The sequence below is a fragment of the uncultured Dokdonia sp. genome (assembly GCF_947492535.1).
Lineage (GTDB): Bacteria > Bacteroidota > Bacteroidia > Flavobacteriales > Flavobacteriaceae > Dokdonia.
Map to the genome: position 1 here is coordinate 74,901 of NZ_CANLNH010000004.1, position 16,868 is coordinate 91,768.

Here is a 16,868-nt window from a genome sequence, read left to right on the forward strand (position 1 = left end):
ATACCCTTTATTGGGTATATTTTATATGGTTAGATATTCTATTTTTGAGATGAAATAAATTGTTTATTATGAAACATCTTCAAAAATGTATCTATCTATTTTTAGTACTAATTACAGCTAGTATACATGCGCAGCAAACACCAACGAACAATACAACAACTAAGACACTAAAATTAACATCAGACGGGAGTATTGAAAATATAGATGATGTTTATTTTGATGCAAACAAACTAGTTTCAAACTTTTCTTTTACTGAACTAGTATTTAGAGATTTAAATTACTTGATTGTAGGTGAAAATACTCCAAATCAAGGTTTTGACTATTCTCTAAGTAATGATAAATCAACAATTACATTGAGTGGAGCCATCCCTAAAGTATTTAATAAGTTTTTACTCACAGTAGATGGAGAATTTACTTCTGATGATGGGGTTTATTTTTTTGATAATGATAACGGAAGTACAAGTGCCACCTTAACTACTAATATCTTTATTCCATTTGGAGGAGGTAGAAAGTATAATTCTATAAAAAATGAACATGTACAATTGGCTATTTTACAAAATGAACTAGAAAAGAGAGCCATTATAGAAAAAGTTATAAAAGAATATAAAACGGCATTAGCAAAAATGAAATTCTTAAAACTCCCAGTATCCATTGCAGATACTATAGATGAAAAAAGAGTTAAAAAAAGAAATCACCTTTATATTTACGAAAAATTTGAAAAAACAATCAAAGAAAAATTTGGATACCATATTGATGATTCTTCACTTGCTATAAACCTTTCTCAGAAATATGGAACCGATGTATCAAATACTTCGAATATTACATATTTAAAAAAAGATAGCATTGTTGAAATAGATAGTATTATACCCAGTCGTTCAAAAACAAAGATTACAACGACTCAAGTTCCAGTCTTTAAAAAAGATGATAAGGATATGGCTGAACAAATCGCGTATGCTGTAACTGAAACGAAAGCGACCTCAAAGCTTAATGCATTAAAAGTAATCCAAGAGTTTAAAGCTTCTTTAGTACAATTAGATTCTATTGAGACAGCTTTAAAAACTAAAGAAATTGAAGTTGCACAAAAATTATGGAATACAAAAAAAGCACATTTTATAGGAATATCTCCTTTCTATAAACGAGAAAGTCTTCCTATCTATGAATTTAATGAAACAACATCACTATCAGATAATCTAGAGAGAGTACGAGGAGATGTATATGGAGCAACAATTTCATATAATTACTTTCGTCAATCTGGAGTTCCAGATTCTTTTTTTAGAAGAGTTTATTTTAGAGTAAGTAATACTTTAGAACGCACATCAAACTTTTCAGATTTTACGAGCCAAGATTTTCAAGTTATTCTACCGACAGGAGATATGATAGGAGATAGCCCAATTACAACAACACAAAATATAACAGGATATACAAATGCTAATGGAATAGACTATGACTATGGTTTTTCTATAGCAGGTCAAGCTGAAGTTTATTTGTATCCTTATAATGATTATGTAGGTGTTTTTGGGGTTGTAGGTTATAGAAAACGTTTTGGAATAGAAGGAGAAATAAGTGACCGTACAGAAAGATATAATTTACGTTTAGGAACCTTATTTAATTTAAAAAATAAATCAAAAAAGACAAATTTATTGACATTACAAATCTTTGCAGATCGAAGTGATTTATCAAAATCTCCAGATGGATCTGACCAAAATTTGAGATTTGGATTTAATGTAGGTTTACCAGTTAATTTTTCTTCACAATTATAAATCTATCATACATTTTTAGAAGCTTCTCTTCACAGTTTTCTGTAATAGAAGTTTTGTTTTCTAATTCGGGACTTCGATACAATTTACGCTTCTGCGAAAATCACTCAGCCGCCTTACATGTAGATTCATAAAGTGGAGTTGCTTGTATAGTTAGTATCACAGGACATTGAGTGATTTATAAAGTGCGGAAAGCACTTTATAAATTGTACCGAAATGCCGTCTCCTCATTCCCTAACCTCTTCTTACGGAAACCCGTAAAATAACTCTTCCTAGAAAAGCGTATCTTCACATTTCAAGATTCACCCCCTAAATTCAAAGTAAAATTGTATTACTAAGCATAGCTGTGTTAAAGTATTACTTATGTTAATTTGAATTAAAATTATAAAATGGTAATAGGTTTAGGTTCAATTTGTGTTGGGGTAGTTCTTTTATTTATAGATTTTTATTCTGAAACTCAGATAAAAAATTATGGCTCAATAATCGAACGATTAGTTTATTTAATCAATATTAAGTCATTGTTTAACATATTAAAACTAATATTTCTTCTCTATGCATTGTTGCTTCTTTTTGACGCTCCTCCCTTAGATTACATTAACAAGTCGTTGGATGTGCCTCTTATAGGCCTTTATCTTAATGGTATATTAATAGCTGGTTTTATTTCAATATTTATAACTCTTTATAATTCTAAGTCAATATCACGACAATTTGGAAACTATTATTTAAATATAAATTTCTCAAAAATAAATACTTTATTTTCTAATCTCCAATATTTAACTTACAGATTGGTTTCATTTTCATTAGTTTTTTTTCTTTTTATTTTTGTGTTTAGATCATTGAAAAATTTAGAAATTTCTTTTAAAATCAGGGATTTAGGAATTTTTGATTGGATTGTAGTAAACACAGGAAGTGTAGACAATTATAATAAAGGAGTTTATTTTTCTCTTATTCTCACAGTATTTATATTCTTTATTTTTAATAATGCTTTTTTGAAAAGGGAAAGCACATTTTTTGAATATAGAATTATAAGATGGAGTTTTTTAAAATATTTTTTTATATCTGTAGTCTTAGCAATAGGTTTGTTTTTTGGTTTTTTTTCAATATTTAATGGTATATATAATCTTTTAAATATTGGTTTTTCTGAATGGGTTAATAAGGAAAATGTATTAGGAGTATTACCAATTAGGATATCTTCAATACTTATTTTGTTTTATTTAATGTCTTATATATATAAAGAGGTCTTAAATAAAAGCTTATTTTCTTTTCTTATAATTGCGATTTTACCTGTAAGAAATGACATTGAAAATAATGTGCAATCGGTTATAAATTTAAATAATAGTGAAACACTTTTCTTTTGTCAAATATCATTTTATGTTGTGAATCTTGCATTAGCAGAAATGTTTATTATTTATGGTCACCAAAGTATATACTTAAGTATTCTGAATTTTTCTATTCTTTTTATTATTGATGACTTTAAGCTGATAGATGATTACACGAGAAGGTTTGGTAGTATCTTAAAATTTCACTTTTTAAGATTAACTATTTTTAATTTGATAATGATCTCTACTTCTATTACGGTTTTAATTACTTATAGTTTCTATTGGCATTTGACTATCTATTTTTTGTTACTTATAATTTTAGGGTTTTATTATTTTAAAAATTTACATTATTACAGATTGTCATATTACTGATGCTGAATTGTTTGTGAAGAATAAACTCTAAAATTATAAAACAAAACCCTAGTTAAAGACGATTATATTCAGAAACATAAATAACTAAAAACTTATCTTTCAATCCCCATACCCAATCCGCTCTCGTATCCCACCACTCGCGCGATGAATAATCACATCGGCTTTTTTTCTTTTAGCGATAACTTTAGCTTTAGTAATAGCCGTACTCTGTTTTCGATGTTTGGAGGTGATCCGTTTATTTCCTTCACGGCGTACTGCCCAACCCTCCTCATACGGCACGACATGTTGGTGCCAAGTTCTAGCTCGTGAGGTGCCACTTAAACTTTCAGAGATGGCTTTTGCAAGATCTAAAATGAGCTGTTTCCAGGACTTTTCTTTGGACATAGTTCATGTAATTACATGATGTTCAATATACTATATTTTTAGAATGTTGGTCTATTTGATTATCCGGTCATTTCGGTACTATTTCAAAATCCTTTTTCAGGATTTTAAAATCACTCAATGTCCTATGTTTTTATTACAAAACAAAATGCAAGGACATTGAGTGTTTTGCTGAAAGCAAAATGCACCGAAATGCCGACTTTGTTATACTATTTTTATATCCTTAATTTTACATCAAAAAAATGAAATCCTCTTTTCAAACCATTATATCTAGTTCACCAACTGTTTTAGTTGACTTTTATGCCACATGGTGCGGTCCTTGTAAAACCTTAGGGCCTATCCTAGAACAAGTCAAAGATGAGCTAGGTGATGCCGTTAAAATCATCAAAATAGACGTAGATAAAAACCAACCTCTAGCGACCAAATACCAAGTGCGCGGTGTCCCAACCATGATCCTATACAAAAACGGTAAACAAGTCTGGCGACAGTCGGGTGTAGTACAAAAAGAACAGTTAAAGCAAGTGATTACGTCTAGTTAGTAATAACAAATTAATTCCCGCGAAGGCGGGAATCTGATTCTTTTTTACATTAAGTTTCAGAGCTTAGGATTTCCACCTTCGCGGGAATGAAAAAAGAATCCATAAGCCTAATAAAACCAATTCAATTCTTCATAGATAAATTAAAGCGTATTTTTACATTATGATGAGATTTCCAACGGAGTTTATGCTGAGCATAGTCGAAGTGTGGGAATGAAGACAAACATACTATGATCCTCCTTATATCTCCAGAACAAACCAGCAATACTGAAATCAAAACCCTACATCAACTCTTTGAAGCAGGATTAGAACACTTCCATTTTAGAAAACCAAATGCTTCGTTAGATCAGCATCGTGCCTACTTAGATCAAGTCGATCCGCAGTATTATCAATATATGATGACACATAATTTTCATCACGAACTCACTGCTGAATTCCCGTTAAAAGGAATTCATCTGGAAGAACGTAAATGGCGTGTACAAGGCGATCAATTAGAAAGCTATGTAACCTCCTTTACAGATAAAGAGTTTGTGGTGAGTAGTTCCTATCACGAACCTGAAGACCTCGCAGCGCAATCAGTAGCTTTTGCCTACCATCTGCTCAGTCCTGTATTTTCGGCCATTTCTAAGAGTGATATGAAAGGCAGAGGATTTGATGTGAGAGACATCCCTAAATTTATAGCAGGCATGGGCGGTATCAATGCACAAACCACTCCAGAAGCCGTCAAACTCGGTTTCAAAGGCGTAGGCGCACTAGGTGGCGTTTGGAATGCCCCTGATCCCGTACAAGCGTTTAAAGAAATGCAATCCGCTTTCCTATCTGTCGAATAGGCAGGCGCGAAATCGAGCTTGTAAGAATAGTATTTCCTCTCACTCTGCGAGAGTATGAAGGTGAGGGTTTTGAAGGAATACCTTCATCTCAACATTCTCCCCGAGGCATAATTACCCAATGACCTACGATTCTCTTTCTATTAAAACCAGAAGCAAGGACATTGAGTGTTTTGTTGAAAGCAAAATGTATCGAAATGCCGACTCAATTATTCCTATATTTAACTATGGCAAAAGCAGGAAGTACTAAAAACACAAAAAATAAAGCCAAGCATTCTAAGCTCATGGCTCAAAAGAAAAAGAAAGAACGTGAAAAAAAAGAAGCGCATAAAGCACGTTTAAAAGCACTGAATGAAAAAATCAAAGCTCAGAAAGAATAACATTTCTTCTCCCTATGGGAGAGGATTAAGGTGAGGAGAAAGTAACACACCCTCCTTAAAATCGTCATGAAAAAAAAGATCAGGCAACCATTTGTAAAAATCTTGCGTCTTTATAAAAAAACAATCATTCATCATGACAACACTTATCAAATACATCATCACAATACTTACAGGATTATGGGTCTCTAGTATGGCTGCACAAACGGTGTCGGCAACTCTTATAGATGGTAAAACGCAAGAACCTATTCCATTTGCTACTATTGAGCTTTCAGAAAATCAAGGTGTTATTTCTAATGAGGATGGAATCTTTACCATAACCGAAGCGCAATTAAAAAAAATAAAAGATTCTGTCTATATCTCTTCGATGGGATATGAGCGTAAAGGAGTTTTACTAGCATCACTTACAGATAGTATTATTCATTTGGCGCCAAAATCATTTGAGTTAAAAGGAGTGTTTCTTTCAAGTAATCCACTTTCGGCAAAGGAAGTGATTGAAAAAGTAAAAGAAAACCTAGATAAAAACTACTATGTACAAGACCTCTCTAAAAAGAAGATTTTCTTTAGACAATCGGATTTTAATACCATGAAAAAAGTGGATTTTGGGTTTAAAAAATCAACCATTGAAGAGTTAAATAAAGAACTCATAGATAGTATTGCGACACTTGTACCACGTGAATCTTCGTATTATCGTGAAGTGGTGGGTGATTTTTATGGAAATTACAAGAAGCATAAGTTTCATATTGATAAAGCTGCCGAACTATATGATAAATCTAAAGACATATCTGTAGATGGTCTTAGTGAACGTCTTGAAACGATTTTTAAAGAAAACGTAAAACCAGACTCATACCTTAAAATCAAGTCAGGATTATTTGGAACGAAGGTACAATTAGATTCTATCACAGCGGCTAATGAAGATGCTAATAAAGTAAAAGTAGAAGTAGAAAATGCAAGTGAAAAAAACTACTTTCAAAAGCAAATGAAGGATCGTATTTCAGAATTGTATACCCAGCTATTTTTTAATGAAGATTCTAAAATTGATATTCTGGAAAAATCAAATCGCTATGAGTTTGAGATCAGAGATTATACATTTATCGATCAGGAGCCAGTATATATTATTGACTTTTCGCCGAAAGGCAAAAAAGATTTCAAAGGAACTGCTTTTGTAAATACCAATGATTTTGCCATTGTACGATTAGAATTTGATAATGTGCGTCCACTATTTACCTTTGGATTATTAGGCATCAGATATGGAGAAAATGTATATAGAGGGAAGATGTTATTTGCAAAAAATAATAACGGTAGTTATAGCCCGCGATATTTAGAACTTGAAAACGGAAATTACTTTGGTGTAGATCGTCCTTTAAAAGTGATCGAAAAAAACAAGCATGTGAAAGGACGTCGTAAGCAAAATGAGCTTTCACTTGCGTTAGATGTACAAGGAACTTCCGTATCTAAATATGAGATGGTGGTATTTAACTCTGAAGATATTTCAGACACGGCTTATGAAGCTGCTTCTGAAAATGAAAATATAAAAGCAACGTATTTATCTAAGTACGACCCTAATTTTTGGACAGGATATAGCATTATGGAACCCAATGCAGCCATCCAAGCTTTTGAGGTAGTGGAGTAATTTTCCTCATCCTAGTCTTATCCTTCAAGGAGAAAGGATTTTATACCCATATAATTTCACCTAATTAATATAGTTTATTTCCTCTCCCTCAGGGAGAGGATGAAGGTGAGGGGTGATTCCTTTTTTGTTTTAAAAGTATACGCTTTCGCGAAAGTATATATAGATACTTATAAGATGTAAAAGAATATTTATAAAGGAAAAAATGACAAAAAAATAAGGTTTTTGATTTTTGTTCGACAAATCGGTTGTAAGTTATTATACGCTTACTGACAATCATTTTATAAATCAAAAACCTTTTATGTCATGAGAAAGTATATTCTCTTATTGATAAGCCTTTTTAGTGTTTCTACATTCTTGATAGCTCAAACTACAGGTACGCATGCTAGTCCTAAAAAAAGAACAACGCCTACCTATTTAAGTCAAGAAGAAACTACGGTTTCTAATATCTATAAAAAAGTATTACCTGCGGTTGTCACTATTTTTACAACCTCAAATAACTATACAGAAAAAGGGGCTATTAAGAGTCAAGGTCAAGGGTCTGGGGTGCTTATTTCTCATGATTGTTATATCCTTACTGCAGCACATGTGGTAGATGGCGCTTCTGAAATTTTAGTAAAAACACAAGATGGAAAGATGCGTAAAGCCACTATCCTTTTTAGTGAAAAAACAGCCGATATTGCCTTATTACAATTGAAGGTGTTAGATCCTACACTCGCTCATGCAAAGCTAGGAGATTCAGATAATCTCGTGGTAGGGCAAAACGTATATGCTATAGGAAGTCCGTATGGTCTTGAAAATTCTTTTTCATCAGGAATCATTTCGGCCTTTAGGGGAGACGACCGATTGTATGACGGAACCGTTCGAGTAGAATTCATCCAAACAGATGCAGCAATTAATTCAGGAAACAGTGGAGGTCCGCTTTTTAATTCGCAAGGTGAAGTTGTGGGAATTGCATCCAGTATTTTGACAGTATCTGGCGGGTTTCAAGGTATTGGTATGGTCGTATCTATCAATACAGCAAAAGATTTACTTGCTTTTGAAGACCGTCCTTGGGTAGGGGTAGAAAGTATTTTCCTGACACAAGAAGAATATGCAAGATTATTCAATCTCCCAATTCAAAATGGTGGATTATTAATACAACGTGTAGCAGTTAATAGTCCTGCAGAAAAAGCTGGCTTACGAGGAGGCTATATTTCAGCCAATGTAGCAGGAAGAGAGATTTTATTTGGAGGCGATATTATTCTTCAAATAGGAAAACAAGTAACGTGTCATGTAGACTGTCTAGAGCATTCTAAAAGTGCACATGCAGACGAAAATAAAATAAACATACGCTACCTCAGAGAAGGTAAAGAATATACCGCTACACTAGATATTACGGATACCCGTCGTAATTTCTTGGTGAAGAACTAACAATTAATTTTCTCTCTCACTGGTAGAAGGTGAAGGGGAGAGATTTATTTTTGACACCTCAATTCCTGTTGTAAAAATAGGTTGAGGTGGCTGAATAATTTTTTGCTTTCGCGAAAACGTATTATACCTGTATTTCGATATAATCTAATTAGCGTATCATTCAATGTCTTATCATTGTTACTATCAAAGGTGACTGAGTGATTTTCGCGGAAGCGAAAATTGTACCGAAGCTCCGGATTTACTTTTGATACCTTAACTCCTCTTGTGCGATACTATAATCCCATACTTTTTGCCCTTTCTCATCGTAAATAGTCAGAAGTAAGGTACGTTCTCCATAAGCACCTGAAACATTCACAAGCCCAAAGTTGCGATCATAATAGGTTTTATCTTTTACTTGAAGTGTATTGCCTTCATCACGTGCTTTATGAGTTCCTGAGGTAAGTGGAGAACAGGTAATATCAATAAGCGGATATGCATCTGGACGTTCTAAACGAGAAATCTCTGTATGATGGCGGTCACCACTCATAAATACGATTCCTTCTATCTTTTCAGAAGCAATGCGATCTAATAAACGGTTGCGTGCTTCTGGATACGTAACATAGTTTTCATATACAGCAGCATCACTAATCGTTTGTCCGCCAATGCATACGATTTTAAAGGCAGCTTTGCTTGCGGTAAGTGCATCTATCAGCCAAGTAAGTTGGGCTTCTCCTAAATAATCTTTACTCGAATCAAGACTTCTATTAGGCGCTCTGTGATACCGATCATCCATCAAGAAAAACTCAACGTCATTCCATACAAACTGACCAGTAATACCTCCTTCTCCAGTAGCATTGGTACTTGGATTTCCCCAATACTCATTAAATGCTTTTTCGGCTATCTTTTTATGTACATAACTACGATCTGAATCGTTTGGACCATAATCATGATCATCCCAAATAGCGTAGTGATGCACACTTCCTAATAAAGGCTGTAATTCTTTAGTTGATCTAGCTTCTCTATTGCGATGACGTATACCTTGTTCGGTTTGGAAATCGGGCGTACGTAAATAGATATTATCTCCTAGCCAAACCATAAAATCAGGGTCTTTTTGAACAATACTTTCAAAGATTCCATAGGCATCACCATAGGGTCTTCCAGGACGATCATCTTTAGGCTCATTTTTATAAAAACAAGATCCAATGGCAAAGGTAAATGACGGCGGATCGATACGATATTGCCATAAAGTTTGCGTCTGAAATTCTAAAGGATACGGGCGTGGTATATATTGATTATTAATATATAGTTTATACGTATAAGTAACTCCATAAGCTACTTCGCTAGGATATAGTTTTGCAATATGATCTCCTTCGACATTGGTAGTGACGGTTTGTGTGAATCGCTCTTTTTCGCCTTGAGCGAAATATCCAATTTTCACATCTGCAGGAGCCTTCGTTTGGACCCATATTAATGCTTCGCGAAAATCTGAATACCCTACCATAGGGCCTGATTGTAATAGTTCCGCTTGCGCGCCTGCCTGTTCTGTTGACAGGAAAATGGATATTGAAATAAAAACACTGACAAAAAAGGAGAAGATGGAACGATTCATAGAGGGTTGTTTTATGCAAAGTTTCTAAAAAGAAAGGATACCTACGTTATGCTAGTATTAAAAGTAAGAAATCAAGTTTACTTTATACTTATTCACAAGATAAAAGAGTAATTTTGGGTGATAACTATCTGGTATGGCATTAAAGACTTCACTCTTAACCAAACTTCATCAAGAACTCCCTTATTACGCTGTTATTTTTGCAAGTGAGCAAACAAGTATCACAAGAGGCTATAGTATGGCTGCACAGCATCTAGAAGAACTTGCGCAAGGAATGCCTGGATTTTTAGGAATAGACCATGCGCGTAATGAAGTAGGAATTACGATTTCTTATTGGAAAACCCTAGAAGATATTGCAAGATGGAAAGCTCAAACAGATCATCAAGCAGCGCAAGTCAAAGGAAAAAGTACTTGGTATGAAGCGTATACCATACGTATTTGTAAAGTAGAACGGCACTACGATTTTTCTGCACTTTAATAGCTATAGTTAAAAGGTAAATCGTTTATATGTTTAAGAGAGGTGTTCTTGTTTTATAGAAATAGTTTGGCACATTAAAGTACTTATATAAACGCTTGGTTAAAGGACAGAGGAAGTAAAACTGTTAAATCCGTCACAAATGTTAAAATTCATATACTAGAAATTTTAACAGTTACGTTAGCCCTATGAAATCATTTTTGTTTTTTTGGTTCCTATGAGAAATAACTGATTTCTATTCATTTCAAAATATTTTTTGCATTTCATAGTGTGTATTATGGAATAATAAAAAGATGAGAAAGGGATGGGAAGGAGTATTTCGGAGTGAATCAAAAAAAATAGAAATAATTTCAAAAACCACTCGATTTTCTATACCTTTTTTTATAGGTTGAATTGACCAATCTCAATCTATAAAAAGCATCATTTTAAATTCATATTAATCCGTTTAAAATCTGTTATCTTTAGTAGCATATTTTGAATACCTGTTTATCTAATTTTATTCAATTTAGAATAAAAGATAGAGAGGGCTACCTAACACCATCATTATGCGTAACATCCATGTTTTTCTCACCGCAGTACTAAGTCTTTTTTTGATCACTTGTGATAAAAAAGGTGCTGATCAACCCACTGATAACCTATTCAAATACAAAGAGTATATATCGTATGCTACGAGTGGTAGGCAATCTATAGCAAATCCAATTAATGTAAAGGTAGCAAAGGCATTAACGCAGTTTGAATTGGATCAAGAAATTCCTTCAGATGTTTTTGAGATTATTCCTAAAACATCAGGAAAATTGAGAGTTTCTGGACAACGTACGTTAACTTTTATACCCGATGAGCATCTTACTCCTGATACAGAGTATTCGGTAACATTACTTTTAGACAAGCTCTATGATGATCTCCCAAAAGAGATGCGTGCATATACCTTTAATTTTAAAACCATTACACCAGATTTTAAAGTAGATCTTCGAGCGCTTCAGTCGTATGATAGAAGTTATCAGTATTTAGAAGGTCAGATAGAGGGTGCTGATGTGATCGCTTTCGCGAAAGCAAAACAACTTATAAACGCAACTCAAAATGGAAAACCATTATCCATAACGTGGTTAAGTGATAAAAAAGCAGCTCGATATCACGTATTTAAAATAGATAGTATTCTCAGAGAAGAAGAAGATGCAAAGATTCAAGTCTCATGGAGTGGAAAATCGATTGGTGCTGATGAGACAGAAGGTGATAATGAAGTGCTGATTCCTGGACGTAATAATTTTAAAATTGTAAATATTAATCAGACGTTAGGGGCAAATGCTTCGGTAGCGCTTAATTTTTCGGATCCTTTACAAGAAAATCAAAACTTTAAAGGATTAGTGGCGATACAACGCGCAGGTGACTTACGCTTTGAAGTAGATGGAAATGTACTTCACGTATATCCTGAAAACAAGATTGTAGGAAAATCACTCGTCGAAGTTTTTCAAGGAATTAAAAGTACCGATGGCTATAAATTAAAAATACCTTTTTCAGAAACCGTTTCTTTTGAGCAATTAAAACCTGGCATACGTGCCATCACAAATGGGGTGATCTTACCAAATTCAGGTAGCAATCCGTTCTATTTTGAATCGGTTAATTTAAGCCATGTTGATGTGCGTATTATTAAGATATTTGAGAATAACGTACTAGAATATTTACAAGAAAATAATTTGAGTAGCAACAATTCTTACGGATTAAAACAAGTAGGAAGACGTGTTGCCAAACAAACGATCAACTTGCAAGAAAATAGTTTTCAGTCGGGAGATATCAGTGATAGTCAGTGGCGTGTACATGGAATAGATTTATCTAACATGTTTCAGGCAGACCCAGGCGCTTTATATCGTGTAGAAATAAGTTATAAGCAAAGCTATGTGGCGTATGAATGTGTAGATGATGATGCACAGGTAGAGGAAGATACCTATGACGATTATTATTACGAAGATGAATATTATGAAGGTGATTATGTAGAAGCCGAGAGTGCTGATGAAGATGAACGCGAAGAGCAATATTGGGATAATCGAATCTATCGTTGGCGAGATCAAGTATATAATTGGAGACAAGAAGACAATCCTTGTCATCCAGCATACTACCAAGACAGTAAATTTATAAGCAGTAATATTTTAGGCTCTGACCTTGGACTGATCGTTAAAAAAGGAAAAGACAATAGCTATCACTTTGCTGCGACAGATATTGTGTCTACCACACCAGAAGCCAATACAAAAATTACCTTATATAATTATCAAAAACAACCCATAGGAACCGTAACGACAGATGCTTCAGGTCTTGCAACAGTAACTCCCGACGGATATGCGGTATTTGCAGTCGCTCAAAAAGGAGCAAACTACGCCTATCTTAAAATAGAAGATGGGAATGCACTTTCTATGAGTAAGTTTGACATCTCAGGAAAGCAATTACAAAAAGGATTAAAAGGATTTATTTATGCAGAGCGCGGAGTGCATCGTCCAGGCGATAGTATTCACCTTTCGTTTGTCCTTAATGATGCTAACAATCCATTACCTAAAGACCATCCTGTAAAATTAGAAGTCACTGATGCGAGAGGAAAACTCACCTATCGTAAAGTATTAAGTACAAATACAACTTCACAAAACGGAACTGGAAAGGCGGTAAATAATGTGTATTATTTTCCTGTTACCACTACGCCCACAGCGCCTACAGGAAATTGGAATGCAACGATTAGTGTGGGAGGTGCTAGCTTCTCGAAGACATTAAAAGTTGAAACGATAAAACCCAACCGCTTAAAAGTCAATTTAGCCTTTGAAAATGAGATTATAAGTGCTAGTGATAATATAGAAGGGAGTGTAAAAGTAGCATGGTTACATGGAGCTCCTGCACGAAATCTAAAAATAAAAACAGACGCTACGATACGAAGTTCTAATAGCGGATTTAAAACCTATCCTAACTATAATTTCTTTGATCCTATTCGCAGTTTTGATCAGTTTGATTTGACCATATTGGATGGACAATTAAATGAAGAAGGAGTTACACAAATTAATAAAGAATTAGATTTAGGAAAACGCGCGCCTGGAATGCTTAAAGCCACGTTTGTGACGAAAGCTTATGAAGGTGGAGGGGATTTTTCATTAGATGTGGTGAGTAAAGATATCGCACCCTTTGATCATTTTGTAGGATTACAATCCCCTAAAGGTCGTGCCTATGGAAGTTATTTTACAGATGACAATACAGAGTTTGATGTTGTGACTACAGATGCACAAGGAAAAGCATCAGGAAACAGAACCTTAGAAGTCAAAGTCTTTAAAATGAGTTGGCGATGGTGGTGGAGCCGTGGGAGAGATAACTATTCTCGATATGAAACCGGAACTATTCATACACCTGTAAAAGATTTCAAAGTAACTACGGGTGGTAATGGAAAGACGAGTTTTACCGTCAATATTCCAGAAAGAGAAAGTGGTCGTTACTTAATACGAGTAATCGATCCAGAAAGCGGACATGCAACGGGTCGTATAGCCTATTTCTATCGTAATTGGAGTGGATTGCAAAGCGACTCAGAAAGTGCAAAAATGCTCGTGTTTTCTTCAGATAAAGAAAAATATCAAGTAGGTGATGATGCAACTATTACGTTCCCTTCAGGTGATAGTTCGCGAGCGTTAGTGAGCCTAGAAAATGGAACTCAAGTATTGGACAGTTGGTGGGTAGATACACAAAATGGCGACACACAATTCAAGATTCCTGTGACTTCAGAAATGGCACCTAATGTCTATGTAAACATCTCTTTACTACAAGCGCATGAGCAAGTCAAAAATGATTTGCCTATCCGTTTGTATGGAGTGATTCCGTTACTGGTAGAAGATCAGAACACGATCCTTACGCCCAAAATAACGATGCCAGATGTGCTCAAACCAGAAACATCCTATACGGTAAAAGTAAGTGAGGCAAATGCAAAAGCGATGACCTATACTATTGCTGTGGTCGATGAAGGACTCTTAGATTTGACGCGTTATAAAACCCCTGCCATTCATAAACACTTTTATAGTAGAGAAGCATTGGGCGTAAAAACGTTCGATATGTTTGATGATGTGATTGGTGCTTATTCTGGAAGTGTAGATAATATTTATGCGATTGGAGGAGGTGATGCTGCTGCGGCTGCTAAAAATAGAAAAGCAGAACGATTTAAACCAGTGGTTACCTATTTGGGCCCTTTCGCTTTAAGCGAAAATGAAACCAAAACACATACATTACAAATGCCTAATTATGTAGGTTCGGTACGAGCAATGGTCGTTGCAGGCGATCATAAAGCATCAGCCTATGGAGCTTCAGAAAAAACAGTACCTGTACGTAAACCTTTAATGGTATTAGGTTCGCTTCCGCGAAAACTGTCTCCGGGAGAACACGTAACATTACCAGTAACGGTATTTGCGATGGAGCCTAAAGTGAAGCAAGCAAAAATCACTGTAAAAACGTCGGAAGCATTTAAAGCAACAGAAGGCACAACCAAGACTATTAGGTTTGCTTCTATAGGAGAACAAATTGTTCCTTTTGAGTTTGATGTCACGGCTGTAACTGATATCCAAACCATAGAGATTATTGCCGAAGGAAATGGAGAACGAGCGACCTATCAAGTCGAAATAGATGTAGAGAATCCGAATCCGATCACCCAAAAAATGACTGATTATGAGTTACCTGCTTCAGGAAACATAGCGATCGATTATACAACATTTGGCGTTGCAGGATCTAACGAGTCGGCGATAGAATTTTCGACCTTACCTCCTATGGATTTCACAAAACGTATGCAATACTTGATACGTTATCCACATGGGTGTGTTGAGCAAACCACCTCGGGTGCATTTCCACAATTATTTATGGATGATATTTTTGATTTGACCTATGAGCAAAAGCGAGAAGCACAAGAAAATATCAAAAAAGGAATAGAGCGACTAGGCCGTTTTCAGAATGCAGATGGAGGTTTAGGATATTGGCAAGGCGAAACCAATGCTGATGTATGGGGAACCAATTATGCTGGTCATTTTATGATTGAAGCGCAGAAAAAAGGATATGCCTTACCACTTACATTTATGAGTAATTGGTTACGTTTTCAGAAAAAAGCCGCTCGTGAGTGGCGATCTGGTCAAACGGCTTATAATACAACCTTGATACAAGCCTATCGCTTATATACACTGGCATTGGCTGGGCAACCTGACTTAGCTGCAATGAACCGCTTACGCGAAAACAGAAACCTAAGTAATGATGCTAAATGGCGCCTTGCAGGTGCCTATGCATTGGCAGGTCAGGCAAAAGCAGCAGAAGAATTAGCGTCTATTTCAAATATTGACTTTCAGCCTAATAGATATAATTACCATACCTATGGTTCTGTATTCCGTAATCGTGCTATGGCATTAGAGACCATGGTGGCTATGGGAGATAGTAAACAAAAAGACTTAGCTATTTCTATAGCTAAAACCTTATCATCAGATCGTTGGTTAAGTACACAAGAAACGAGTTATGCGTTATTAGCCATGGCAAAAATGGTCATTAAAAATGGAGGGAAGTCTATTAAATTGCAATATACCAAAGATGGAAAAGCAATGACGATTGAAACCCAACAAGCTATTGCTTTACGAGAACTGTCTACACAAGACGGGAATAATACAGTAACGCTTCAAAACACAAAAGATAATGTAGTATTTGTACGACTTGTACAAAGTGGCAAATTACCTTTAGGAGAAGAGTTAGCAAGTAGTAGTAAACTCAAAGTAACAACAGTTTTTGCAGGAACAAATGGAGACCGTATTGATATCTCTAACCTTAAGCAAGGAGAAGAATTTGTTGCTAAAATCAGTGTTAGTAATGATAGTCGTGATTTTGTGGATAATATAGCACTTACACAAATCTTCCCTAGTGGATGGGAAATTGTAAATACACGATTTACAGATGCTAATGGTGGTACAGAAGGCGCTGCTAGATATACTGATATACGTGATGACCGTGTTAACTTCTATTTTGATATGAATAAGGCAAGTACTAAAACCTTTACTGTGCGATTAAATGCGTCCTATTTAGGAAGGTATTACTTGCCAGGCACACAAGTGGAAGCGATGTATGATAACACGTATTATGCACGTAATAAAGGGGCTTGGGTTACTATTCAAAAGTAAAATAGTTATGAAGGGACCCACCCCGTCATTCGCCTGGGCGAATG

General features: G+C 35.0%; 11 protein-coding genes. 9 read left to right on the forward strand and 2 right to left on the reverse strand.

Annotated features, from left to right (window positions below):
* Positions 1 to 68: 68 nt before the first annotated feature.
* The gene (locus Q1A60_RS06720) at positions 69 to 1,760 is read left to right on the forward strand and encodes a hypothetical protein (protein ID WP_299764235.1); all 1,692 of its coding nucleotides are present in this window, start codon (positions 69 to 71) and stop codon (positions 1,758 to 1,760) included.
* 386 nt (positions 1,761 to 2,146) lie between these two features.
* Positions 2,147 to 3,448 (forward strand): hypothetical protein, encoded by a 1,302-nt coding sequence (locus tag Q1A60_RS06725; protein WP_299764233.1) that lies wholly within the window; start codon positions 2,147 to 2,149, stop codon positions 3,446 to 3,448.
* 99 nt (positions 3,449 to 3,547) lie between these two features.
* On the opposite strand, the gene Q1A60_RS06730 is transcribed toward Q1A60_RS06725, so the two are convergent.
* A complete protein-coding gene (locus Q1A60_RS06730) occupies positions 3,548 to 3,832 on the reverse strand; it encodes a DUF2188 domain-containing protein (protein WP_299764231.1) in 285 nt (94 codons plus the stop codon).
* Positions 3,833 to 4,071: 239 nt separating this feature from the next.
* Here Q1A60_RS06730 and trxA point away from each other — a divergent pair, with 239 nt between their 5' ends.
* From trxA to Q1A60_RS06755, 5 genes are all read left to right on the forward strand, one after another.
* Positions 4,072 to 4,368, forward strand: coding sequence for a thioredoxin (gene trxA, locus Q1A60_RS06735; protein WP_299764229.1), 297 nt, complete (start codon positions 4,072 to 4,074; stop codon positions 4,366 to 4,368).
* Between the two features lie 227 nt (positions 4,369 to 4,595).
* Positions 4,596 to 5,195, forward strand: coding sequence for a thiamine phosphate synthase (locus Q1A60_RS06740; RefSeq protein WP_299764227.1), 600 nt, complete (start codon positions 4,596 to 4,598; stop codon positions 5,193 to 5,195).
* A 170-nt stretch (positions 5,196 to 5,365) separates the two neighbouring features.
* The gene (locus Q1A60_RS06745) at positions 5,366 to 5,572 is read left to right on the forward strand and encodes a hypothetical protein (RefSeq protein WP_299764399.1); all 207 of its coding nucleotides are present in this window, start codon (positions 5,366 to 5,368) and stop codon (positions 5,570 to 5,572) included.
* A 133-nt stretch (positions 5,573 to 5,705) separates the two neighbouring features.
* Positions 5,706 to 7,202, forward strand: coding sequence for a carboxypeptidase-like regulatory domain-containing protein (locus Q1A60_RS06750; protein WP_299764225.1), 1,497 nt, complete (start codon positions 5,706 to 5,708; stop codon positions 7,200 to 7,202).
* Positions 7,203 to 7,505: 303 nt separating this feature from the next.
* Positions 7,506 to 8,612, forward strand: a complete 1,107-nt coding sequence (locus tag Q1A60_RS06755; protein ID WP_299764223.1) for a trypsin-like peptidase domain-containing protein — start codon at positions 7,506 to 7,508, stop codon at positions 8,610 to 8,612.
* A 238-nt stretch (positions 8,613 to 8,850) separates the two neighbouring features.
* On the opposite strand, the gene Q1A60_RS06760 is transcribed toward Q1A60_RS06755, so the two are convergent.
* Entirely contained in the window at positions 8,851 to 10,200 is a 1,350-nt protein-coding gene (locus Q1A60_RS06760) for an alkaline phosphatase D family protein (protein ID WP_299764221.1), read from the reverse strand.
* A gap of 133 nt (positions 10,201 to 10,333) precedes the next feature.
* On the opposite strand from Q1A60_RS06760, the gene Q1A60_RS06765 reads away from it, so the two are divergent.
* Entirely contained in the window at positions 10,334 to 10,675 is a 342-nt protein-coding gene (locus Q1A60_RS06765; protein ID WP_299764219.1) for an antibiotic biosynthesis monooxygenase, read from the forward strand.
* Between the two features lie 542 nt (positions 10,676 to 11,217).
* Entirely contained in the window at positions 11,218 to 16,824 is a 5,607-nt protein-coding gene (locus Q1A60_RS06770) for an MG2 domain-containing protein (protein ID WP_299764217.1), read from the forward strand.
* The last annotated feature ends 44 nt before the right edge of the window (positions 16,825 to 16,868 follow it).